Annotated in this window: 20 protein-coding genes and 1 pseudogene; 8 read left to right on the top strand and 13 right to left on the bottom strand. The window is 70.1% G+C overall.

The genetic code is table 11. The features are described 5' to 3' along the window. Nucleotides 1-39: 39 nt before the first annotated feature. The 4 genes and pseudogenes from BN1197_RS01055 to dnaB all read right to left on the bottom strand — a co-directional run bounded on the left by BN1197_RS01055 (nucleotide 40) and on the right by dnaB (nucleotide 5270). The gene (locus tag BN1197_RS01055; protein WP_040155408.1) at nucleotides 40-1284 is read right to left on the bottom strand and encodes an IS256 family transposase; all 1245 of its coding nucleotides are present in this window, start codon (nucleotides 1282-1284) and stop codon (nucleotides 40-42) included. 292 nt (nucleotides 1285-1576) lie between these two features. Further along, nucleotides 1577-2068: a type 2 periplasmic-binding domain-containing protein gene (locus BN1197_RS01050; RefSeq protein ID WP_040155406.1), complete on the bottom strand. Its 492-nt coding sequence runs from the start codon at nucleotides 2066-2068 to the stop codon at nucleotides 1577-1579. Continuing rightward, nucleotides 1981-2511: pseudogene (locus BN1197_RS18050) on the bottom strand (LysR family transcriptional regulator); the annotation flags it as partial. The pseudogene BN1197_RS18050 and the gene BN1197_RS01050, both read right to left, overlap by 88 nt. Before the next feature lie 353 nt (nucleotides 2512-2864). Beyond that, the gene (gene dnaB, locus BN1197_RS01040; protein WP_040155404.1) at nucleotides 2865-5270 is read right to left on the bottom strand and encodes a replicative DNA helicase; all 2406 of its coding nucleotides are present in this window, start codon (nucleotides 5268-5270) and stop codon (nucleotides 2865-2867) included. A 610-nt stretch (nucleotides 5271-5880) separates the two neighbouring features. On the opposite strand from dnaB, the gene BN1197_RS01035 reads away from it, so the two are divergent. Together BN1197_RS01035 and BN1197_RS01030 are read left to right on the top strand one after the other, a co-directional pair. Further along, nucleotides 5881-6615: a DNA alkylation repair protein gene (locus BN1197_RS01035; protein WP_052465820.1), complete on the top strand. Its 735-nt coding sequence runs from the start codon at nucleotides 5881-5883 to the stop codon at nucleotides 6613-6615. Then, nucleotides 6578-7954: an MATE family efflux transporter gene (locus tag BN1197_RS01030; RefSeq protein ID WP_245851772.1), complete on the top strand. Its 1377-nt coding sequence runs from the start codon at nucleotides 6578-6580 to the stop codon at nucleotides 7952-7954. The genes BN1197_RS01035 and BN1197_RS01030 overlap by 38 nt, the downstream gene beginning before the upstream one ends. A 92-nt stretch (nucleotides 7955-8046) precedes the next feature. On the opposite strand, the gene rplI is transcribed toward BN1197_RS01030, so the two are convergent. From rplI to BN1197_RS00995, 7 genes are all read right to left on the bottom strand, one after another. Continuing rightward, a complete protein-coding gene (gene rplI, locus BN1197_RS01025) occupies nucleotides 8047-8490 on the bottom strand; it encodes a 50S ribosomal protein L9 (RefSeq protein WP_176489685.1) in 444 nt (147 codons plus the stop codon). A 32-nt stretch (nucleotides 8491-8522) separates the two neighbouring features. After that, a complete protein-coding gene (gene rpsR, locus BN1197_RS01020; RefSeq protein ID WP_040155401.1) occupies nucleotides 8523-8759 on the bottom strand; it encodes a 30S ribosomal protein S18 in 237 nt (78 codons plus the stop codon). 155 nt (nucleotides 8760-8914) lie between these two features. Next, the gene (locus BN1197_RS01015) at nucleotides 8915-9508 is read right to left on the bottom strand and encodes a single-stranded DNA-binding protein (RefSeq protein ID WP_040155400.1); all 594 of its coding nucleotides are present in this window, start codon (nucleotides 9506-9508) and stop codon (nucleotides 8915-8917) included. Between the two features lie 79 nt (nucleotides 9509-9587). Continuing rightward, nucleotides 9588-9878, bottom strand: a complete 291-nt coding sequence (rpsF, locus tag BN1197_RS01010) for a 30S ribosomal protein S6 (protein WP_040155399.1) — start codon at nucleotides 9876-9878, stop codon at nucleotides 9588-9590. A 277-nt stretch (nucleotides 9879-10155) separates the two neighbouring features. After that, nucleotides 10156-11517, bottom strand: a complete 1362-nt coding sequence (locus tag BN1197_RS01005) for a DUF2029 domain-containing protein (protein ID WP_040155397.1) — start codon at nucleotides 11515-11517, stop codon at nucleotides 10156-10158. 9 nt (nucleotides 11518-11526) lie between these two features. Continuing rightward, entirely contained in the window at nucleotides 11527-13866 is a 2340-nt protein-coding gene (locus tag BN1197_RS01000) for a transglycosylase domain-containing protein (protein ID WP_141397158.1), read from the bottom strand. 203 nt (nucleotides 13867-14069) lie between these two features. After that, nucleotides 14070-15542, bottom strand: coding sequence for a CCA tRNA nucleotidyltransferase (locus BN1197_RS00995; protein ID WP_052465821.1), 1473 nt, complete (start codon nucleotides 15540-15542; stop codon nucleotides 14070-14072). A gap of 61 nt (nucleotides 15543-15603) precedes the next feature. Between BN1197_RS00995 and BN1197_RS00990 the strand changes: the two genes are divergently transcribed. Further along, entirely contained in the window at nucleotides 15604-16632 is a 1029-nt protein-coding gene (locus BN1197_RS00990; protein ID WP_040155395.1) for a Glu/Leu/Phe/Val dehydrogenase dimerization domain-containing protein, read from the top strand. A gap of 29 nt (nucleotides 16633-16661) precedes the next feature. On the opposite strand, the gene BN1197_RS00985 is transcribed toward BN1197_RS00990, so the two are convergent. After that, on the bottom strand, nucleotides 16662-17018 hold the full coding sequence (locus tag BN1197_RS00985; RefSeq protein ID WP_040155409.1) for a nuclear transport factor 2 family protein: 357 nt from the start codon (nucleotides 17016-17018) through the stop codon (nucleotides 16662-16664). A 111-nt stretch (nucleotides 17019-17129) separates the two neighbouring features. Between BN1197_RS00985 and BN1197_RS00980 the strand changes: the two genes are divergently transcribed. The 3 genes from BN1197_RS00980 to BN1197_RS00970 all read left to right on the top strand — a co-directional run bounded on the left by BN1197_RS00980 (nucleotide 17130) and on the right by BN1197_RS00970 (nucleotide 18860). Beyond that, nucleotides 17130-17840: an alpha/beta fold hydrolase gene (locus tag BN1197_RS00980; protein ID WP_040155393.1), complete on the top strand. Its 711-nt coding sequence runs from the start codon at nucleotides 17130-17132 to the stop codon at nucleotides 17838-17840. Between the two features lie 274 nt (nucleotides 17841-18114). After that, nucleotides 18115-18384 (top strand): DUF2277 domain-containing protein, encoded by a 270-nt coding sequence (locus BN1197_RS00975; RefSeq protein WP_040155391.1) that lies wholly within the window; start codon nucleotides 18115-18117, stop codon nucleotides 18382-18384. Further along, entirely contained in the window at nucleotides 18384-18860 is a 477-nt protein-coding gene (locus BN1197_RS00970; RefSeq protein ID WP_040155389.1) for a YbaK/EbsC family protein, read from the top strand. The genes BN1197_RS00975 and BN1197_RS00970 overlap by 1 nt, the downstream gene beginning before the upstream one ends. A gap of 94 nt (nucleotides 18861-18954) precedes the next feature. On the opposite strand, the gene BN1197_RS17200 is transcribed toward BN1197_RS00970, so the two are convergent. Next, nucleotides 18955-19092 carry a hypothetical protein gene (locus tag BN1197_RS17200; protein WP_176489684.1) on the bottom strand — a complete coding sequence of 46 codons (138 nt, stop codon included), beginning with the start codon at nucleotides 19090-19092 and terminating at the stop codon, nucleotides 18955-18957. A gap of 125 nt (nucleotides 19093-19217) precedes the next feature. On the opposite strand from BN1197_RS17200, the gene BN1197_RS00965 reads away from it, so the two are divergent. After that, entirely contained in the window at nucleotides 19218-20246 is a 1029-nt protein-coding gene (locus tag BN1197_RS00965; protein WP_040155388.1) for an NADP-dependent oxidoreductase, read from the top strand. A 145-nt stretch (nucleotides 20247-20391) separates the two neighbouring features. Continuing rightward, nucleotides 20392-20874, top strand: a complete 483-nt coding sequence (locus tag BN1197_RS00960; protein WP_040155387.1) for an NUDIX hydrolase — start codon at nucleotides 20392-20394, stop codon at nucleotides 20872-20874. Nucleotides 20875-21032 lie beyond the last annotated feature (158 nt).

Here is a 21032-nt window from a genome sequence, read left to right as displayed (position 1 = left end):
GGGACTGTCCGGCCAACGGTGTAAGTGGCGTTTTCATTCTCAGCGGTCTTCGGCGGCCGGGATGCGGTCGGCGAAGGTGATGGCGAAGGCGTTCAACGCTGGTTTCCAGCGTGTGACCCATCGTGTCTGTCCGGTGCCCTTGGGGTCCAGGCTCCTCGTGACGAGGTACAGGGTTTTCATCGCGGCCTGCTCGTTGGGGAAGTGTCCGCGGGCTCGGACCGCGCGCCGGTAGCGGGCGTTGAGCGACTCGATCGCGTTGGTTGAGCAGATCACGCGTCGGATCTCGACGTCGTAGTCCAGGAACGGGATGAACTCGGTCCAGGCGTTCTCCCACAGCCGCACGATCGCTGGGTAGGGCTTGCCCCACTTCTCGGCGAACTCCTCGAAGCGGTCTCGGGCCGCGGCCGCGGTGGGGGCGGTGTAGATCGGCTTCATGTCCCTGGCGATGCCGTCCCAGTACCTGCGGGAGGCGTACCGGAAGGTGTTGCGGATCAAGTGAATGATGCAGGTCTGCACCGTGGCCTGCGCGAACACTGCGTTCACCGAGTCGGGTAGGCCTTTGAGGCCGTCACAGACGACGAAGAACACGTCCTGCACGCCCCGGTTACGCAGCTCGGTCAGGACGGCCAGCCAGTACTTGGCCGACTCCCCGTCCCCGTCGCCGGCCCACATGCCCAGCACGTCCTTGTGCCCCTCGAGGTCGACCCCGATCGCGGCATAGAACGGGCGATTACGCACCTGCCCATCGCGGACCTTCACCACGATTGCGTCGATGAAGATCGCCGCGTACACCTTCTCCAACGGCCGCGCCCACCAGACCTGCATCTCCTCGATCACCCGGTCGGTGATCCGAGAGACGGTGTCCTTGGACACCGACGCCCCGTACACCTCGGCCAGGTGCGCACTGATTTCTCCGGTGGTCAGGCCCTTGGCGTACAGCGACAACACCATCGCATCCAGATCCCCCAGCCGGCGTTGCCGCTTCTTCACCAACTGCGGCTCGAACGAGGCATCCCGGTCCCGCGGCACGTCGATCCGTACCTCACCGACGTTGTCGGTGACCACGGTCTTGGACCGTTTCCCGTTGCGGGAGTTCCCGCCGTTACGACCCTCAGCTGCGTGCCTGTCGTAGCCCAGGTGTTCGGACATCTCCTCATCCAGGGCGGACTCGATCACCATTTTGGTGATCTGCTTCAACAATCCACCCGGGCCGGTGATCTCGATCCCGGCGTCCTTGGCTTGCAGTACAAGCTGCCGAATGACGGCCGCGTTCGCGGCCGTCATGTCCCCAGCCCCTGCGGGCCCGGGCTCGTCCGGGACGGCCCCGAACGCTTCACCCGAGGACGCGTCCTCAGGTGGCTCCTGCGATGTCGGCTCCTCCACGAGCCCCAGTGTCTCGGTCATGACGACCCTCCTGCCCCGAACGAGGCGATCAGGCCACTTACACCGTTAGAGCGACAGACCCTCCGGCGGAGGACCAGGCGTGGGTGGCGGCCTGCACTCCGACCAGGAGGCAGACGAGGTAGGCGAGTGCGCGGTATGCGGTGATCATGGCAAGCTCCTGTCGGGTCGCACGTCAGGCAGTGACAGACGCCATGATGGGAGTTGCGAAAGTGCTGCGGGGAAACCGTTTCCGAGCGGGAAACGGTGGTGACTGCAGCGCGAAGCGGGTGATCGAGTCGGTGAAGTCGCCCATCAGCTCGATGGCCATGAGCAGTGGCGGCCGGTTGTCGGCGATGCGACGATGCGCGTGATACCACGCGGGCGGGAGACCCTCGATGCGGACGCGGTGCACCTCTGGCGGGAGGTGCCCGGTCAGCGCGGCCGGCACGACCGTCACCTCTCGACCCTGGAGGAGCCGTTGCGCCACGTGCGCCGTCGCGGACGCGCGCAGCGGCGAGAGCGAAGCCTCTGACAGCGGCCTCACATCGGCGAGGACAAACGGGTGCATGTAATGGTCGGGCAACTCCGGCGAGTAGATCATCGGTGCCGCGGCGAACTCGGCGGCGGGCACGGAGTGCCGGCGCGCGAAGGGGTGGCTCGCGCTGACGACGCCGATCCGGCGCAAGGGTGAGAGCCGGGTGGAGACGACGCCGGGGTGCGGCGAACGACCGAGGTGAGCACCGCGTCCACCTCCCCTTCCACCAGGCTCTCAGTGAGCCGGTCGAAAGGCGTCGGAGCCGCCAGGACCTCGACACCTGAGTAGGTTTGCTGGAGGGCGAGTTCGAGGGTTCCGAGCGCGGAGGGGAGTAGCGGGGCGACGACGCCGACACCGTCGGGGATCGCCACCGACAACGTCGTGTGCGGCGTGCCCGACGCGGCCACAGCCGCCACGTCGGCCGCGCGCAGCAGGGCTGGCGCCACCTCCAGGAACCGCTGCCCGGCAGGGGTCAGTCCGCTGAAACCCGCCGACCCGCGGAAGACGAGCGGTACACCGAGTGATGCCTCCAGACGCTGGAGTCGCTTCGTGATCGTCGAGATCGAGACGCCCTGGGCTGCGGCGGCGCGTCCGAAATGTCGCTGGTGGCGATCGCGACGAAACCTTCGACCGCGGTCAGGTCCAGGGCCACTGTTCGGCCCACCGGTCCGAGCGCCATGTCATCGCGACGGCGATGCGTCCTCGAGCCATGTGGCCCCCTCGGATGACAGCGTTCTGCTGCCGCCAATGATAGGGCCGTGCGGAGGCGGTCCCTCAGGTCTGCTGCGCGAGCTCGGCGTCGTCGCGGCCGTCACCGGGAGCCTTCCTGTGCAGCGATCGCCCAGGACACGAGCAAGGCTACGGTCATGACCGCTGCCGCCGCTTCATCGGCGATCCCGAGGGGGGGCACTGACGGATAGGTCAGCATCTCAGCACCACTTGTCGCTCAGTAATTCGCCGCCATATTCGTGAACCTCGAATAGTGCCCCTGGAACGCCACGGTGATGGTCCGTGTCGGGCCGTTTCGGTGCTTGGCCACGATGATGTCGGCTTCACCCTCGCGCGGTGAATCGGGCTCGTACACGGATTCACGGTGGAGGAGGACGACCATGTCGGCGTCCTGCTCGATGGAGTTGTGCACGGAGATGCCGTCGGCGATGAAGTTGTGGGTGCCGAGGACGGTGGCGTCGAAGACCTCTTCGATGCCGTCGAACTCGACGCCGACGACGACCTCCCATTCCACGTCGTTGACGGCCTCGAGGTCGGCGTCGTCGCGGTCGAGGACGGTCGCGACCTGACGCAGGGTCCCCACCTGCGCGGTCACCGCCGTCTCGAGCGCACCGCCGGCGACGGCATCGTCGTCGGTCACCGGGGACAGGGCCGCGGCCACGTCATGCCACAGCGGCAGCTGGCCCTCACCTGGCACAGGCGCCGACGACACCTGACGCACGATGTCCAACAACCGCCCGGCATCCGAGGCCGCGGGACCGTCGATGCCGATCTCCTGCAGGAACCGGCGCTGCGAATCCACGTCGACGATGTCGAGCACCCACCCCGACTCGTCCCCGGTGACGACGGTCGAGATGCCGAACCGCAGCAGCAGCCGTGACACCCGGTCGAGCCGGTCGCGGCCGTCGGCGAAGGCGAAGATCTCCCCGCCCGGACGATCCACCGACAACATCACTCCACCGCACGTCGAGAAGAACGCCCGCAGGAACAGCGCGATCTGGGTCTTGGGCAGCGAGAACAACACCGACGGAATCGTCGCGGCCGGGTGCTCGGCGCACAGCTGCGCCGCGGTGCGCACGTCGTCGTCGGCCCACTCGGAGTCGACTTGGCCGGGTGCCGGCACGTGCCGCGGCGCCGCAACACGCATGCCGCACGTGACCTCCCCCAAGGGCACCCAGCCGTCGTAGGTGAGGAACGGGTGATTCTCCGTGGCCCGCACCGTCTTTCCCGACGCCAGCGTCAACCGGTACACCGGCTTCGTCCCCGTGGAGAACGCGTGCGTCATGTGTCGACGCACGTACCGCAGGGACTCGTCCAACGCCCACACCGGCACGTCCTTCTCCCCCGACGCCGCGAGCTCCCCGATCGCGACCTCGGCGCCCGTGTCGGCCCGCAGAATCTTGGTGTCCGCGGTGAGGCACCCCGACTCACGCAGATCGCTGACCTGGGGCTTCTTGTCGGTGCGTTGCTCCGGTCCACGGTTGAGCTGCGACAGCGCGATCACGGGGACCTCCAACTCCTTGGCGAGCAGCTTGAGCGCTCGAGAGAACTCCGACACCTCTTGCTGACGTGATTCCACCTTCTTACCGGAGCTCATGAGCTGCAGGTAGTCGATGATCACGAGTTTCAGATTGTGACGCTGCTTGAGCCGGCGGCACTTCGCCCGGATCTCCATGAGCGACATGTTGGGCGAGTCGTCGATGAACAACGGCGCCTCGCTGACCTCACCCATCGTGCGCGCGAGCTTGCTCCAGTCCTCGTCGCGCATCGTGCCCTTGCGCATGTGCTGCAACTGGATCGACGCCTCGGCACTGAGCAGACGCATCGTGATCTCGTTTCGACTCATCTCCAACGAGAAGACGACGGTCGACATGTTGTTGTGAATAGCGGCGGCCCGCGCGAAATCCAAGGCCAGGGTCGATTTTCCCATTGCCGGTCTCGCCGCGATGACGATCATCTGCCCGGGGTGAAGCCCATTGGTGAGTTCGTCGAAATCGGCGAAGCCGGTGGGGACGCCGACCATCTCGCCCGTGGAGCCGGAGGCCTGCTCGATCTCGTCGGCCGTGGCCTCGAGCAGCTCGCCGAGCAGGTGGTAATCCTCGCCGCCGCGCTTGTCGGCGACCGCGTACACCTCCGCCTGGGCCGTGTTGACGATCTCCTCGACATCGCCACCGGAGGTGCCGTAACCGAGCTGCACGATGCGCGTGCCCGCATCGACGAGCCGGCGCAGCACCGCACGCTCGGCGACGATCTGCGCGTAGTACCCGGCGTTGGCGGCCGTCGGCACACCCGCGATGAGCTGGTGGAGGTAGGACTGCCCCCCGACCCGCGAGAGTTCCTGACGCTTGGTGAGCTCGTCGGCCACGGTGATCGCGTCGGCCGGCTCGCCGCGCCCGTACAGGTCGAGGATGGCCTCGAAGACGAGCTCGTGGGCCGGCCGGTAGAAGTCGGTGCCGCGCAGCACCTCGATGGAGTCCGCGATCGCGTCCTTCGACAGCATCATGCTGCCGAGCACGCTCTGCTCGGCGTGGACGTCCTGCGGCGGAACCCGGTCGTCCGGCCCCTCGGAGATCGAGTGCAGGCCACCCTCGAAATCCGATCTGTCCACGCGCGCCAGCGACATGCGATCCCCCTCTCGACAGCGTTGTGCGGACATGAAAGCCCGCCGGCAGACACACTGCACGCCGCCACCGACAGGCTTTCGGTCACGCCCCCGAGCCGTGACCGAAAGGCCGCCGACGCGTCGCCACGCACGGCCGTTCCGGGTGATCGGAGGGGCGATCGAGGACCAACGCTAGGGGCCACGGACGCCCGTCACAAACAGCCGATCAGGACGTGTTGGGGAGAAGGTGTGGACGACCCGGTGGACAACGTCCACATCCTGTGGACGAAGCTGGGGATGACTGAGCGAGTTGTCCACCGGCACCCCGCTGAGCTGCGGCGATGGGGGTGGACAAAGTTGTGCGCCACACGATATGCATCCCAGGACCGCCAGGCGAGACAAGTTCTGACCACACCGTGCACCACTGGATGCCGACGCTTTACCCGCACCACATCCGGGGTGTGCTGCCCGTGACCGACATACGGGACGAACCGGTCGCGCCCCCGTTCGCGTCGGTCGAATCGGCTGGTCCGGCTAGCTGATTCAACATTTCGTAAGCGTTCACATGGTGTGACACCGACCGAAAAGTAGGTTCGCCGCGTCGGGCCTACCAGCCGTTAACCTCGGGGGCATGCACCGTGCCGCCGACGCCCTACCGCGCGCCGTGCGACGCGACCTCGATGACCGCCGCGACCAGTCGCTCGCCCGCGCCCTACGACGCCAGTACCGCAGCGACCTCCCCTTCGCCGGAGTCCCGATCCACACCGTCGTGCGGCTCCTCGTGTCGAGCCTCGCCGACCCCGCGCTCTCGCCCTCCGACCACGAGTCCTGGGAGGACGCGATCCGCAACCTGTGGTCGGTCGATCCGAGTCACGAGTCGCGTTACGCCGCCGTCGCCCTCGCTCGACACCCCCGCTATCGCGCCTACGCCTCTTCGCCCCGAGCGACGTCGATCTACCGCGATCTCGTCACCGACGACCCCACTCCCGAAACCGCCGACGCCGTCGCCCACTTCTGCCTGCCGCTTCCCCTGTCCGCGGCACCCGAGACCGAGGTTCCCGTGATGCGCTCCTGGGCCGTCGTCGACTCGGAGTGGTTGCGACGCTCCGCCATCCTCAGCCAGGTGCGGCGCCGCCACGCGATCGACCGTGACCTGCTGAAGGCATGCGTCGGAGCCAACCTGCTCGAACGCCACGCCGTCGTCCGCGACGCCATTCCCGAGGCTCTCGCCGCCTACGCGCGCACCCGGACTCCGGCCTGCCCGTGGCTCCGTGCCACCCTCGACGGGTGGAAGACCCAGATGCCCGCCTCGCTCGCTCGAGCCGTCCATGCCCGCCTCGCCGATGACGCCGGCGCCGCACGCTGACGGGATCGACCCCGCCCGGATCCGCCGCGAGGTCCTCGGCCTCGCGGTCCCCGCCCTGCTCACGCTCGTCGCCGAGCCCCTGTTCCTCCTCGCCGACACCGCGATCGTCGGCCACCTCGGCACGGCACCGCTGGCCGGGCTGGGCATCGCCTCGAGCGTGCTCGCCACCGCCGTCGGCCTGTTCGTCTTCCTCGCCTACGCGACCACCGCACTCGTCTCCCGACGCCTGGGCGCGGGAGCTCACGACCTTGCCCTCGCCGCCGGCCTCGACGGCCTCTGGCTCTCCCTCGTCCTCGGAACCGTGACGGCTCTCGTCCTCGGTCTCGGTGCCGGGCCCATCGTCGAGAGTTTCGGTGCCACGCCCACGGTCAACGCCCAGGCCCTCGTCTACCTGCGGATCTCCGCCCTCGGAGTCCCCGCCATGTTCGCCGTGCTCGCGCTCACCGGCGTCCTGCGCGGACTCCAGGACACCCGCACCCCGCTCGTCGCCGCCGTGGCCGGATTCGGCGCCAACGTCGTCCTCAACCTGCTGTTCGTCTACGGCTTCGGTCTCGGCATCGGCGGGTCCGCGTGGGGCACCGTCATCGCCCAGACCGGGATGGCCCTCGGGCTCGGAACCGTCGTCGTGCGCGGCGCCCGGCGACACGGCGCCTCCCTGCGGCCCCACCCGCGCTCCGTGCTCCGCGCGGCCGGGGACGGGATCCCGCTGCTCGTGCGCACCCTCGCCCTACGCGCGGTCATCCTGCTCACCACCTGGGTCGCGGTCCGGTTCGGCGACGTCACCCTCGCCGCCCACCAGGTCGCATGGACACTGTGGACGTTCCTCACCTTCGCCCTCGACGCCCTCGCGATCGCCGGGCAGGCGCTCATCGGCAAGGCCCTCGGCGCCGGCGACAGCTCCGGCGCCCGCACCCTCACCGCCCTCATGACACGGTGGTCGATGTTCTTCGGAGTACTCCTCGGCGTCGCCATCGCCGCCCTCTCACCGGTGCTGCCGTGGCTGTTCACGCCCGACCCCGACGTGCGAGCCGCCCTCACGATCGGGCTCCTCGTGCTCGCCGCCGGGCAACCGCTGTCGGCCTACGCCTTCCTCCTCGACGGGGTGCTCATCGGAGCCGGAGACGCCCGCTGGCTCGCCGGTGCCGGCGTCGTCGTCCTCATCGCCTACCTGCCGGTCGTCGGCGTGATCCTCGCCGCTCAAGAGCCGCTGCAGGCCGCCGGACCCGGAGTCGCGCTCGCCGCCATCTGGGCCGGGTTCCTCGTCTTCATGGCGATACGCACCCTCGTCCTCGCCCTGCGCGCCCGCTCGGACACGTGGCTGGTCACCGGCATGCGCTGACCCGCCCCCCTGCCCCGTTCACTCCTGAACAGACGCCGACGCCCCCGCACTCCGAGCGGAGTACGGGGGCGTCGAGACGGATCGACCGGGACTCAGCCCGCGACGACCTGCAGCTTCACCGTGGCGGAGACCTCCGGGTGGAGGCGCACCAGCGCGGTGTGGTCACCCGTCGACTTGATGGGGCTGGTGAACTCGACCGTGCGACGGTCGATGGTCACGCCCTCGGCCTTGGCGGCCTCGGCGACCTCGTTCTGCGTGATGGCACCGAACAGGCGGCCGGAGTCCGATGCCTGAACGGCGATGCGCAGGGTACGAGCCTCGAGCTGGCCCTTGACGCCCTTGGCGTCATCGAGCGAGGCGATGACGCGTGCCTCACGGGCCTTGCGCAGCGCGTCGACCTGCTTCTGGCCGCCGCGGCTCCACGGGGTCGCGAGACCACGCGGGAGCAGGAAGTTGCGGCCGTAGCCGTCCTTGACCTCGACGACGTCACCGGCAGAACCGAGACCGGTGACCTCGTTCGTGAGGATGAGCTTCATGATGTGTCTCCTTCTCTCAGACCGGGTCGGACTCAGCGAGCCGAGCTGGAGTAGGGCAGCAGGGCCATCTCGCGGGCGTTCTTGACCGCCTTCGCGATGAGGCGCTGCTCCTGCACCGACACACCGGTGACGCGACGCGCACGGATCTTGCCGCGGTCGGAGATGAACTTCCGCAGCAGCGTCGTGTCCTTGTAGTCGATGTTCTCGATCTTCGCGGCCTTGAGCGGGTTGGCCTTCTTCTTGGGCTTGCGCACAACGGGCTTCGCCATCGTGGTGCTCTCCTCTCGTGAGAGCCCGGAGTGATGCTCCGGGATGGGGTCGTACTCAGATGTGATCCGGGCTCAGGGCCCGGGTGATGGACTCACGTCCACCGGATGCGAGGCCGGCGCGAAGGGCACCGGCTCGCGAGACGCCGATCGGTCGATCAGAACGGGGGCTCGTCGTAGGACGGGGCCTGGCCCCACCCGCCGGAGTTGCCGCCCTGCTGGCCGCCGGACTGGCCGCCACCGCTGGGGCCCTGGGCCCACGGGTCGGACGACGGGGCCGAACCACCCTGCTGACCGCCGCCCCAGCCACCGCCGGAGTTGCCACCCTGCTGACCTCCCCAGCCGCCACCCTGCTGGCCGCCGCCGGAGAAGCCGCCGCCGCCACCGCGGGAGGTCTTGCTGACCTTGGCCGTGGCGTACTTGAGCGACGGGCCGATCTCGTCGACGTCGAGCTCCATGACGGTGCGTTTCTCGCCCTCCTTGGTCTCGTACGAACGAGACTTCAGCCGGCCCGAGACGATGACGCGGGAGCCACGGGTGAGCGACTCGGCCACGTTCTCGGCCATGTCACGCCACGCGGAGCACGTGAGGAACAGGGCCTCACCGTCCTTCCACTCGTTCGTCTGACGATCGAACGTGCGCGGCGTCGAGGCGACGCGGAAGTTGGCGACCGCCGCACCCGAGGGGGTGAAGCGAAGCTCCGGGTCGGCAACGAGGTTGCCGATGACGGTGATGACGGTCTCGCCGGCCATGAGGGGTCCTCTCCGGGGGGTCGGTCGTGAGCGGTGATCGATGCCGATCAGCGGCGCTGATCGGCGTGGATGCGAGGACTCAGGCCGCGTCGGGGCGGAGGAGCTTGGTGCGGAGCACCTGCTCGCTCAGACCCAGCTGACGGTCGAGCTCCTTGGCCGTGGCCGGCTCTGCGCTGAAGTTGACGACGACGTAGATGCCCTCGGACTTCTTCTTGATGTCATAGGCGAGCCGACGACGGCCCATGAGGTCGAGGTTGTCGATCGTGCCCTTGTCGTTCTTGATGACGGCGAGGAACCGCTCGAGCGTCGGGGCGACCTGCCGGTCGTCCACCTCGGGGTCGAGGATGATCATGAGTTCGTACTGACGCATGCGCGTAACCCACCTCCTTCGGTCTTGGCGGTCACGGTCTCTCCGTGACAGGAGGGTTGCTGCGTCCCTGGCCCGCGACACCGCAGCCGAGCTGCGGGGATCGCCGTTCGAGTGTTCGCCCGCCGAGTGCCGTGTGCCCGGCCGGCACCCGAAGGTGCCGGTCGCGACGCGTCACCGCGTGCCAAGAGATACCCCTCAGCGTACCGGGCGGCGCGACTCCCACCGAATCGTCATCCACAGGGGGCCGGCGCGGTCGGTGTGTGCGCGTCGGTCGCGTTCACTGCTCGTACCGGACGACGACGGCGTCGGGGAGAGCGGCCATGCGTCCGGCGGCCTCGTCGATCGGCGGGGCGTCGAAGACCGTGCCGTGGTCGCGACGGTTCATCGCCTGCCGTGTGGCGGCCGCGGCGAGCCAGACCAGGCCGGCGAGGCGCAACACGAGGAACGCGGCGTACCAGGCCTTGGGCAGCGCAGCGGCGGCGTCGTCCAGTCCACCGAGGTAGAGCCACACCGCGACGAAGTAGAGCACCTCGGTGAGCGCCCAGAGAAGGTGATCACGCCACGGCAGGCCGGCGATCGCGGCGAGCGGCACGAGCCACAGCGAGGACTGCACGGGCAGCGACTTGCCGGTGATCAGCACGAGGACGAGGACGACGATCGCGATCTCGCCGATGCGTGGACGCACCGGTGCCGCGAGCGCGAGAAGAGCTCCGGCGCCGACGGCCAGGGCCCACCCGAACACCGCGAGCAGCGTGAGCACCCCCATCGCGATCGGGCGCTCCCACAGGGTCGCGACGTACCACGGCGAGCCGAGCTGCGCCGTGGCCGCAGCCCAGGACTGGTAGGCCGCCAGCGTCCCGGTGCCGTACGCGAGGGACACGCCTCCGACGACGAGCACCGCGGTGACGAGGGCCACTCCGGCGGTGCGGGCCCAGTCGCGCAGAGCGCCGGCCCGCAGGGCGAGGACGCCGAGGACGACGAGGACGAGCAGTGGGTAGGTGCGGGTGGCGACGGCGAGGCCGAACACGACGCCCGCCGCGGTGAGCCGGCCTCGGCTCCACAGCCACATGGCGACCGAGGTGAGGGCGACCCCCACGAGGTCGAGCGACACCAGCGCGACCGTGGCGACGAGCGGGCTGAACGCGACGTGGGCGGCCCACTCCGGGTGGGCGCGGCACGTCCACACCGTCGCGAGCACGGTGACGACGAGCAGCACCGCGGCCAGCACGGCCCATGCGACGAACAGGCCCTGCTGACGCGCGAACCCGTCGGCCGGCACGAACACGGCCAGCAACCGCAACACGACCCCGACTCCCACCGGCTCACCGAGCGCCGAGCCCGCGTCGTAGGGCAGCCCACCCGTGAGGCCGGGATTGCCCGCGTACGAGGGCAGATCGGAGTAGCAGCCCTTCCAGTAGACCTGCGGCACCGCCCAGCCGAACCGCACGCAGTGGCTCTTCTGCAGGAACCCCAGCGCGAGGGTGAGGCAGGCGCCCAGGCTCAGCAGTGCGGCGACGAGCAGCAGATGCGGCCTGCCGGACGGGGTGACCGCATGCCTTCCGCGCGGGCCTCCGACCACCCCTGTCGCGAGGCGCGCGATGCGATCCGGCTGCCCCGGGGGCAGCACGCTCGAGGACATGTGCCGAGACTACGTTCCGCTGGCCGACGGCACGGGGGCCGCCGGGCGACGTTGTGCTGCACGGGCGGTGGCCGTCGCGGCATCGCCGCCGCGCGGAGAGTCCCGGCCCTCGGGCGGCGAGGATCGACCGCCGCCGCGGCCCTTGCCGGGTGCGTCGTTGCCACCGCCGTCACGGCCCCCGTCGCCGCCCTGGTCGCCACCGGAGTCCCTGCCGTTGCCGTTCTGGCCACCGGAGTCACCGTCGCCCTGGGGCGCGGAGGTCTGCGGAGGCGGCGGCACGTCGGTGGGCGTCCACGTGGGGACGGGCGCCTCGCTCGGCGTCTGCGTGGGCGGCTCGGAGGGCACCCACTGCTGGGTCTCCTCGGGCGCCGGCTCGGACGGCTGCTCCTGCCACTCGTCCCGGCCCTGGGAGTTGCCGATCCCGGCACGCTCGGGGAAGTCCTGGTACGGCGTGCCCTCGACCGCACGACGCATGTAGGAGGTCCACACGTCGACCGGATAGGAGCCACCCGTCACCCCGCTGCCGAGACCGGCGCCGCGCATGGGGACGGCGTTGCCCTGCTCGTCGGGCAGATACATGGCGACGGCGGTCGCGATGTCGGGGGTGAACCCGTCGAACCACACCGCGCGGTTCTCGTCGGTCGTGCCGGTCTTGCCCGCCGCGGGCCGCCCGATGGCCTGGGCCTTCGTCGCGGTGCCGCGCTTGACCACCTGCTCCATCGCGTCCACCGCGTCGGCGACGACGTTCTCGTCGACGACCTGCTCGGTCACGGGTTGGGCGACGTACCCGTCGAAGCGTTCTCCCGCGCCCTCGACGGCCTTGACCTCCTTGATGACGTACGGCTCGCTGCGTACCCCGCGCGCCGCGAGCGTCGCGTACGCCTTGGCCATGTCGATGACCCGCGGGGAGGCGGTGCCGAAGACGTTGGCGGCGTTGCTGTCGAGCCCCAGGGTGTTCTGCGGCAGCCCGAGTTCGATGGCCGCGTCCTTGGTGGCCTGCGGGCCCACCTCGATGTTGAGCTGCGCGAACGGAGTGTTGGCCGACTTGGCCGTCGCCGTACGCAGATCGATCCAGCCGTAGCTCGCGTCACCGTAGTTCTGCACCCGGCCGCTGGGGTTGCCGCCGCCCTTGAACTCCTCGAAGTACCGCGGGGAGCTCCCGTCGAACATCGTGCCGGTGCCGATGCCCTTCTCCAGCGCCGCGACCAGCGTGAACACCTTGAACGTCGACCCGCCCTGCAACTGGGCCTGGGTGGCGGCGTTGTACGGCTGCTTCTCGAAGTTCGCCCCGCCGTAGAGCGCCATGATCGCGCCGTCGCCCGGCTTGAGCGAGACGAGACCCGCACGCACCTTCGGCGTCGGCAGGTTGTTCTCCACGGCGCGGATCGCATCCCGCTGGCGCTGCTGGTCGATCGTCGTCGTGATCCGCAGACCGCCCACGTCGATCTGCTCCGGCGACAGACCCACCTTCGAGACCAGCTCGTCACGCACCATCTGCACGAGGTACCCGTTGGGCCCGGAACGCGAGGACCGCTCCTTGGGCGGCAGCACCTTGGGGAACTTCACGGCCCGGCGCTGCGACGACGTGAGCCACCCCTGCTCGACCATGCCGTCGAGCACGTACTTCATGCGGGCCTCGGCGTTCTTCTCGGCCTTGGCGCCCTCGGCCGGGTCGTACAACGACGGGCCGCGCACGACCGAGGCGAGGAACGCGCTCTCGGCGAGGTCGAGCTTGGTGACGTCCTTGCCGAAGTAGGCGCGCGAGGCCGCCTGCACCCCGTACGCGCCGCGGCCGAAGTAGATGGTGTTGAGGTAGTCGCGCAGAATCTCGTCCTTGGAGAGCTCCTGCTCGATCTTCAGCGAGATGACGAGCTCACGGCCCTTGCGGGCGAACGTCTGGTCCTGGGTGAGGAAGTAGTTCTTGACGTACTGCTGCGTGATCGTCGACCCGCCCTGGGTCGGGCCGCCGGTGACGAGCGCCCACACGGCCCGGCCGAGACCCATGAGCGAGATGCCCGGATTCTCGTAGAAGCTGCGGTCCTCGGCGGCGAGCATCGCGTGCCGCATCGACTCGGGAACCTGGTCGAGCTGGACGGCCTCGCGGTCGACGGCACTGATGCGGGCCATCTCGGTCTTGCCGTCGGCGTAGTAGACGATCGACGTCTGCGACTGGGCCGCGGTGTTCGGGTCGGGGATGTCGACGAGCGTGTACGCGGCCGCGGCCGTTCCCGCCGCGAGGAGCACCCCTAGGCTCAGGAGGAGCAACCACAACTTGAGGGAGAACAGGCGTCGCCAGCCTCGCTTGCGCGGCGGCGCGGCCACGCGGATCCGTCCGGTCGGTGAACTCACTCGTTCCTCTTCCCCAGGGGTCTGTGCGCGCCAGAGTATGCCGCCTCTGCCTGAAGACACCCCGTACGCTGCACGATCCCGATCGATCGTCCACGGTCCTCATCGGTCGTGCGCGGCGAACTCTGATCACCGATCGACAACCGCGACACCCGGACTCGTGTCATGCGCGCGCCCTGGCGAGCCGAGGGGACCCGACGCCGGCCTCAGCCGTCGTGGGCCTCCGGCTGCTGCGCCCACCACGTGACCAGCTCCTCGCGCGCGGCGTCCTTGCCGATCGGACCCCGGTCGAGACGGATCGCGAGCAGGTGCTTGTAGGCGCGGCCGAGCACCGGGCCGGGGCTGATGCCGAGGATCTCGCCGATCTCGTTGCCGTCGAGCTCGGGACGCACCTTCTTGAGCTCCTCGGCCGCCATGAGCGACTCGATGCGGCGTTGGAGGGAGTCGTAGGTGCGGGCGAGCCGCTCGGCCTTGCGCTGGTTGCGGGTGGTGCAGTCGGCGCGGGTGAGGCGGTGCAGTCGTGGCAACAGCTCACCGGCGTCGGTGACGTAGCGACGCACGGCCGAATCGGTCCACTCCCCGCCGCCGTACCCGTGGAAGCGCAGGTGGAGCTCGACGAGCCGGCTCACGGCCTTGACGGTCTCCTTGTCGTAGCGCAGGGCCCGGAGGCGCTTGTTCGTGAGCTTGGCCCCGACGACCTCGTGGTGGTGGAACGTCACCCCGCCACCGGGCTCGAAGCGTCGGGTCGCGGGCTTGCCGACGTCGTGCATGAGCGCGGCCAGCCGCAGCACGAGATCCGGGCCGGGCACGTCCTGCGCCGGGCTCCCGGGCGCTCCTTCGAGCGCGATGGCCTGGCGGAGCACCGTGAGCGAGTGCTCGTAGACGTCCTTGTGGCGGCGGTGCTCATCGACCGTCGTCCGCATGAGCGTCAGCTCGGGGAGCATGACATCGGCCAGACCGGTGTCGACGAGCAGACGGATACCGCCGACGGGGTCGGGGGCGAGCATGAGCTTGCTGAACTCGTCGCGAATCCGCTCGGCCGAGACGATCTCGAGCGTCGCGTGCATCTCCGCCATCGCGGCCCGCACCTCGTAGGTGGGCACGAAGCCGAGCTGGGCGGCGAAGCGCGCGGCCCGCATCATCCGCAGCGGGTCGTCCCCGAAGGAGACCTCGGCCGGGCTCGGGGTGCGCAGACGCCGGGCGGCGAGATCCTCGAGACCGCCGTGCGGATCGACGAACCCGAGGTCGGGCAGGCGCAGGGCCATCGCGTTGACGGTGAAGTCGCGGCGGATCAGGTCCTCCTCGAGGGAGTCTCCGAACGCGACGACCGGCTTGCGCGTCTGACCGTCGTAGGCATCGGCGCGATACGTCGTGACCTCGACGATCGTCGCGCCGCGGCGGGCGCCGATCGTGCCGAAGTCGCGGCCCATGTCCCACGTCGCCTCACCCCATGCGGCGAGGATGCGCTCGGTGTCGTCAGGGCGCGCCGAGGTCGTGAGGTCGAGATCGATGCTGTCGCGGCCGAGGAACGCGTCGCGTACCGGCCCGCCCACGAGCGCGACCTCGTGCCCCGCGTCGGTGAACGCCGACCCGAGCTCCGTCAACAACGGAAGCGCCGGCGCGAGACGGCCGGTGGCCTGGCGCAGGAGGGCATCGATATTCGGGGCGTTCGCGGACACGGTGACCAAGCGTAGGCGGCACCCGGCGGTGACCCGGCACCCGGCCGCCTACGGTGGGCCCATGGACGCGACGCACTTCGACCCCTTCACCTCCGAGCAGGTCATCACCGTCAGCGACGAGGCCTCCGGCCTCAAGGCGGTCATCGCCCTCGACGACCTCACGCTCGGACCAGGATTCGGCGGGGTACGGATGCGTGAGTACGCCACCCCGGCCGCGGCGGTCGAGGAGGCACAACGGCTCGCGCGGGCGATGACGTTCAAGCACGCTCTGGCCGAACTGCCTTATGGCGGAGCGAAATCCGTCATCGTCTCCGACGGGCGACCCCGGGATGCCGCAGCCCGCCGGCGCCTGTTCGAGGCGTTCGGTGACGCGGTGGCCGGCACCCACGGGCGCTACATCCCCGGCGTGGACATGGCGACGACGCTCGCCGACATGGCCGTCGTTCGCGAGCGGGGCGCCAAGGTCTACTGTGCCGACGCCAACCCCTCGCCGTGGACGGCCCGCGGGGTGTACGCGGCGATGCGGGCCGCCGTGCAGGGCGTGCTCGGCCGGCCGGACCTGTCGGGCGTGCGGGTCGCCGTGCAGGGAGTCGGGTCGGTGGGCGGAGAACTCGCCCGCCTCGTCGCTCGAGATGGTGGCGAGGTGATCGCCGCGGACGTCGACCGTGCGCGCGCCGAGGAGGTCGCCGCGCAGGTGGGCGGCCGAGCGGTGGACGTCGAGGAGATCGTCACCACCGAGTGCGACGTGTTCGCGCCCTCGGCGGTCGCGCGGGTCGTGACCGCCGACGTCGTGCCCCACCTGAACTGCCGGCTCATCGCCGGGGCCGCCAACGACACGCTGGACTCCGACGACGTCGACGCGGCCCTGCTCACTCGAGGCATCACGTTCGTTCCCGACTTCGTCGCCAACGCCGGCGGCGTCATCCACGAGCACGCCCGGGCCCTCGGCTGGAGCGACGAGCAACTCGCCGAGGCCGTCGACGCCATCGGAGGCCGGGTGCTCGAGCTCGTCGAGGAGGCCGGGCCGGGCGGCAGCCTCGTCGATGCCGCGCTCGCCCGTGGTCGTCGACGCCTCGCCGGTGAGCGCTGACCGGGCGTCTCGCAGGCGGCTCGGGCCGGTCAGACCAACGGGGCGAAGAAGAACGTGTCGCGAGTGGCGAACCGGCCGTCGTCGTCGAAGGTGTAGAAGTCGGCGAACCGCAGGGAGGCCGACGAGCCGTCACGCAGCGTGCCCTCGAAGCGACCGTGCACGGCGACGGAGTCCTCCCCGACCACCGTGTGATCCACGGTGTGCGTCCCCGATTCGATGACCCGTTCCCCCTCGTAGAACGCGCGCAGGGCGTCGTGACCGACGAGCGGTTCGTACCCCGGCCGCCGGTAGACGGAGTCCGGCGCGAACAGTTCGACGAGACCGTCGACGTCGTCAGCGTCGACGAGGCGGTAGTACGTCTCCACACGGGTGGCATCCACAGTCATGCGCGCCATTCTCGCCCAGGCGACGTCGGCGATCAGGGGTGGCCTCGGGCCTGCAGAGGGCGGCGAGCGGGATACTGCACGTGCTCACGGTCGATCTGCGAGGGGGACGAGATGGGACAGCCGCTGATCCTCGTCCACGGCACTCGGTTCGACTCCCGGCAATGGTCGGGATACGCCGAGCGCCTCCCCGGCGCCGATGTCGTCACGGTCGATCTGCCCGGTCACGGAGACCGGGTCGGCGAGCCGTGGACGGACGAGGCAGCGGTCGACGTCGTCGCCCGTGCCGTCGAGGCCACCGGTCGAGCCGATGCCGTTCTCGCCGGTCACAGCCTCGGCGGGTACGTCGTCACCACCTACGCCCAACGCCACCCCGACCGGATCGGGGCGCTCGTGCTGCTCGGCGCCACCGCCGACCCGAGCCGGCACCCGGCCCTGCGGCGCACGTACACGGGTTTCGCCCGCGCACTGACGGCCGTCGGTCCCGATCGCATGGCGGTGGCGACGAACGCGATGCTGCGCCGGCTCGGAGCCGCGCCCGAGGACGTACCCGGCACCGGTGCTTACGCCGCCCTCCCGGCCGCGTGGGCGGGAACCATGGCCTCGGCCAGCGCCGAGCAACTCCGCGGGTTGCCGTGCCCGGTGTTCCTCGTGGGCGGGCAGTTCGACCAACTCCGCATCGACGCCCGCCACTACGCGTCGATGTGCGCCGACGCCCGCATCCGCGTCATCCCCCGCGCCAGCCACCTCGCACCCCTCACGCACCGCGACGAGGTGGCGGCCGTCCTTCGCGAGGCGCTCGCGGCCGCGCGGTCCCCGTCCTGATCGCGGGGCGCCGGCGATCTCGCGCAAGAAAGACCGGTCACCGACCGCTCCTCACGCAGGCGGCCTGTCATCGTCGCAGGTCAGCGGCTCATCGCGGTTCCGAGTGTGTCGCCCTGACCGGTCTTTGTTGTGCGAGATGTGAACCGCCCCCGGCGCTCGAGATCGGGCTGGTGGGCTCATCCCGTGGCCCGGCAGTCTTGACGGCCGGCGCGTCGTGCGGTGCGCTGACCGTGCCGGACAGGACGCGAGCTCGGTTGCGAGGAGAGGAAGACCCATGTGCCGCAACATTCGTCAGCTTCACAACTTCGAACCACCGGCCACCCGGGAGGAGGTCGACGCCGCCTGTCTGCAGTTCGTCCGCAAGATCGGGGGCGGAGCTCCGAGCAAGGCCAACCAGGCGGCCTACGACCGCGCCGTCGGTGAGATCGCTGCCGCCGTCGACCGGCTCCTCGAGGAGTTGGTGACGAGCGCCCCGCCGAAGAACCGCGAAGAAGAGCCCGCCAAGGCGAAAGCCCGTTCGGCCGCCCGGTTCGGCGCCGCGTGATGAGCGACGACTCCGCGCTCACCCGGGTCGAGGCCGCGCTCGTCGCAGCGGGACTGTTCGACCGGATCACCGAGTTCACCACCGACGTGCCCACGGCCGCCGCCGCGGCCGAACAACTCGGGTGCGAGGTCGGCGCGATCGCCAACAGTCTCGTCTTTCGCGCCGGCGACGAACCCGTGCTCGTCCTCGCGAGCGGAGCCCACCGCGTCGACGTGGCCAAGGCCGCCGAGCATCTCGGCGTTCCGAAACTCTCGCGGGCCGACCCCGACTTCGTCCACGGCGCCACGGGTCAACGCGTCGGCGGCTGCGCGCCCGTCGGCCACCCAACCGCCCTGCGGACCCTCGTCGACCGCGACCTCGCGCGTTACGACCGGGTGTGGGCGGGTGCGGGGATCGTCCACGCGATGTTCTGGACGACCCATGACGAACTCGTCACCCTCACGGGAGCGCCCTCGGTGGACGTCGGCCGGGATTGAGCGAGGCACCGGCGACTCTCGGCGGGTTCACCGCTGGTAGCGCTGGAGTCGCGGAGGCCCGCCACCCACCGGCGTGTGCTCCGCCGCCGGTGGGTCAGAACGAGTTCTGCGCCCCCTCGCCCTGCTCGGGAGTGGTGTCGTCCTTGCCTCCGGCCGCGGCGGGGGTCTCCTCGATCGGCGTCTGCTCGGCACTCTCGTCGGTCTCGGGCTGCTCGTCGTGTGTCTGGCTCATGTGAACAGCGTAGAAGGCGAGCGGCGCGCGGGCTCGACCTTTCGAAGCCGCCCACGCACCGGCCGTGACGCCGCCGCCCACCTCCCCGGGCTGCCGCGGAACGCGGCGGCGGGCACAGTGGAGCCATGACCTCGACCCGTCGCATCGTGCTGGCCCGGCGTCCCCACGGAGAACCCACCGACGACGACCTCGTCGTCGAGACAGCCGAATTGGACCCCCCGGCGCCCGGGGAGGCACTGCTCGAGACGCTGTACCTCTCCCTCGACCCGTACATGCGCGGCCGGATGAGCGCGGCGAAGTCGTACGCGAAGCCCGTGCCGATCGGGGGCACGATGGTCGGTGCCACGGTCTCGCGGGTACTCGAATGCCCCGGCGGCGAGTTCGAGCCCGGCGACCTCGTGCTCGGCTACGGCGGGTGGCAGACCCGGTCGGTCGAATCGGTCGCTCAGCTCACCGGCCTCGACGCGAACATGGGCGCCGCCTCGCTGCCCGTCTCGACGGCGCTCGGGGTGCTCGGAATGCCGGGCTTCACCGCCTACGCCGGTCTGACGGAGATCGGTCGACCGCGCCCCGGCGAGACCGTCGTCGTCGCAGCAGCCACCGGGCCCGTCGGCTCGGCCGTCGGGCAGATCGCCCAGGCCCGTGGCGCCCGGGCAGTCGGCATCGCCGGGGGCCCCGAGAAGGTCGCCTACCTGCGTGAGCTCGGGTTCGCCGCCGCCGTGGACCACCGCGCCGACGACTTCGTCGAGCAACTCGAGGCCGCGACTCCCGACGGCATCGACGTGTACTTCGAGAATGTCGGCGGTCACGTCTTCGATGCCGTCTTCCCCCGCCTCAACACCTACGCCCGCATCCCCGTCTGCGGTCTGGTCGCGGGGTACAACGACACCGAAGCACCCGCGGGACCCGACCGGCTCCCACGGTTCATGGGACTCGTCCTCTCCCGCAGCATCACGGTTCGCGGGTTCATCCAGACCGAGTTCGCCGACCGCCTCACCGACGACTTCCGCCGCGACATGACGGCCTGGGTCGCCGACGGCACGGTGAAGTTCAAGGAAGACGTCGTCGAGGGCTTCGATCACACCCGCGACGCCTTTCGCGGACTCCTCACCGGGCGGAACTTCGGCAAACTCGTCGTCAAGGTGGTGGACTGACGGACCCGTCGGCGCGACACGACGAGGCGATGGAGACCCCCGCCCCTCGACACCGGGGTGAATGTTTCACGTGAATCCAGGGGTGCGCCGCCGGCTCCCGGCGAGGGTCACGGCAGCCTCAGGCGGCCTTGACTACAGTGGCGTGATGACGACCTCACCGCGCCCCGGCCGCTCCACGCGGCGGCTGCCTGCGGTGTTGGAGACGTCGGCAGGGGGCATCGTCGTCGACGTCGTCGACGGCCGGGCCCGCATCGCGGTCATCGCGCGCCGCAACCGCGCGGGCCGCATCGAATGGTGTCTGCCCAAGGGCCATCAGGAGAACGACGAGACCCTCGTCGAGACGGCGGAACGCGAGGTGGCGGAGGAGACCGGGATCATCGGACGCGTCCTCGTCACGCTCGGCACGATCGACTACTGGTTCTCCACGCACGACCGTCGTGTGCACAAGATCGTTCACCATTACCTGCTCGAGGCCACCGGCGGTGATCTCACGGTCGAGAACGACCCGGATCAAGAGGCGATCGACGTCGCGTGGGTGGATCTCGACGAGGTGCACCAGCACTTGACGTTTCCGAACGAACGACGCATCGCCCGTCTCGCCTGGGAAAGGCTGGCCGGAAAGGGATGAGCGACTCGCCCGCCGGTCGACACCTCCGGCGCGCCGCCGCCGCGGCGTTCGCCGTCGCCGTCGTTCTCACTCCGGGCGCCGCCGCGTCCCGTGCCACGCCTCCGTCACACGCAGCCGCCCCCGTCGCCGGCGCCCCCGTCGCCACCGCCTCCCTCCCC

Source organism: Mobilicoccus massiliensis, assembly GCF_000826525.2.
Classification (GTDB): Bacteria; Actinomycetota; Actinomycetes; order Actinomycetales; family Dermatophilaceae; genus Mobilicoccus; species Mobilicoccus massiliensis.
Note: the sequence above shows the minus strand (reverse complement) of the source record. Positions and strands in the feature narration are given on the sequence as shown.

What these genes read in the sequence shown, in the direction of transcription:
- BN1197_RS01035 (WP_052465820.1), top strand. Translation starts at nt 5,881, where the DNA reads ATGCACCGTGCCGCCGACGCCCTACCGCGCGCCGTGCGACGCGACCTC.
- BN1197_RS01030 (WP_245851772.1), top strand. Translation starts at nt 6,578, where the DNA reads ATGCCCGCCTCGCCGATGACGCCGGCGCCGCACGCTGACGGGATCGAC.
- dnaB (WP_040155404.1), bottom strand. Translation starts at nt 5,270, where the DNA reads ATGTCGCTGGCGCGCGTGGACAGATCGGATTTCGAGGGTGGCCTGCAC.
- BN1197_RS00960 (WP_040155387.1), top strand. Translation starts at nt 20,392, where the DNA reads ATGACGACCTCACCGCGCCCCGGCCGCTCCACGCGGCGGCTGCCTGCG.
- BN1197_RS00965 (WP_040155388.1), top strand. Translation starts at nt 19,218, where the DNA reads ATGACCTCGACCCGTCGCATCGTGCTGGCCCGGCGTCCCCACGGAGAA.
- rpsF (WP_040155399.1), bottom strand. Translation starts at nt 9,878, where the DNA reads ATGCGTCAGTACGAACTCATGATCATCCTCGACCCCGAGGTGGACGAC.
- BN1197_RS00970 (WP_040155389.1), top strand. Translation starts at nt 18,384, where the DNA reads ATGAGCGACGACTCCGCGCTCACCCGGGTCGAGGCCGCGCTCGTCGCA.
- BN1197_RS17200 (WP_176489684.1), bottom strand. Translation starts at nt 19,092, where the DNA reads ATGAGCCAGACACACGACGAGCAGCCCGAGACCGACGAGAGTGCCGAG.
- BN1197_RS00985 (WP_040155409.1), bottom strand. Translation starts at nt 17,018, where the DNA reads ATGACTGTGGATGCCACCCGTGTGGAGACGTACTACCGCCTCGTCGAC.
- BN1197_RS01055 (WP_040155408.1), bottom strand. Translation starts at nt 1,284, where the DNA reads ATGACGGCCGCGAACGCGGCCGTCATTCGGCAGCTTGTACTGCAAGCC.
- rplI (WP_176489685.1), bottom strand. Translation starts at nt 8,490, where the DNA reads ATGAAGCTCATCCTCACGAACGAGGTCACCGGTCTCGGTTCTGCCGGT.
- BN1197_RS00990 (WP_040155395.1), top strand. Translation starts at nt 15,604, where the DNA reads ATGGACGCGACGCACTTCGACCCCTTCACCTCCGAGCAGGTCATCACC.
- BN1197_RS00975 (WP_040155391.1), top strand. Translation starts at nt 18,115, where the DNA reads ATGTGCCGCAACATTCGTCAGCTTCACAACTTCGAACCACCGGCCACC.
- rpsR (WP_040155401.1), bottom strand. Translation starts at nt 8,759, where the DNA reads ATGGCGAAGCCCGTTGTGCGCAAGCCCAAGAAGAAGGCCAACCCGCTC.
- BN1197_RS01005 (WP_040155397.1), bottom strand. Translation starts at nt 11,517, where the DNA reads ATGTCCTCGAGCGTGCTGCCCCCGGGGCAGCCGGATCGCATCGCGCGC.
- BN1197_RS01015 (WP_040155400.1), bottom strand. Translation starts at nt 9,508, where the DNA reads ATGGCCGGCGAGACCGTCATCACCGTCATCGGCAACCTCGTTGCCGAC.
- BN1197_RS00980 (WP_040155393.1), top strand. Translation starts at nt 17,130, where the DNA reads ATGGGACAGCCGCTGATCCTCGTCCACGGCACTCGGTTCGACTCCCGG.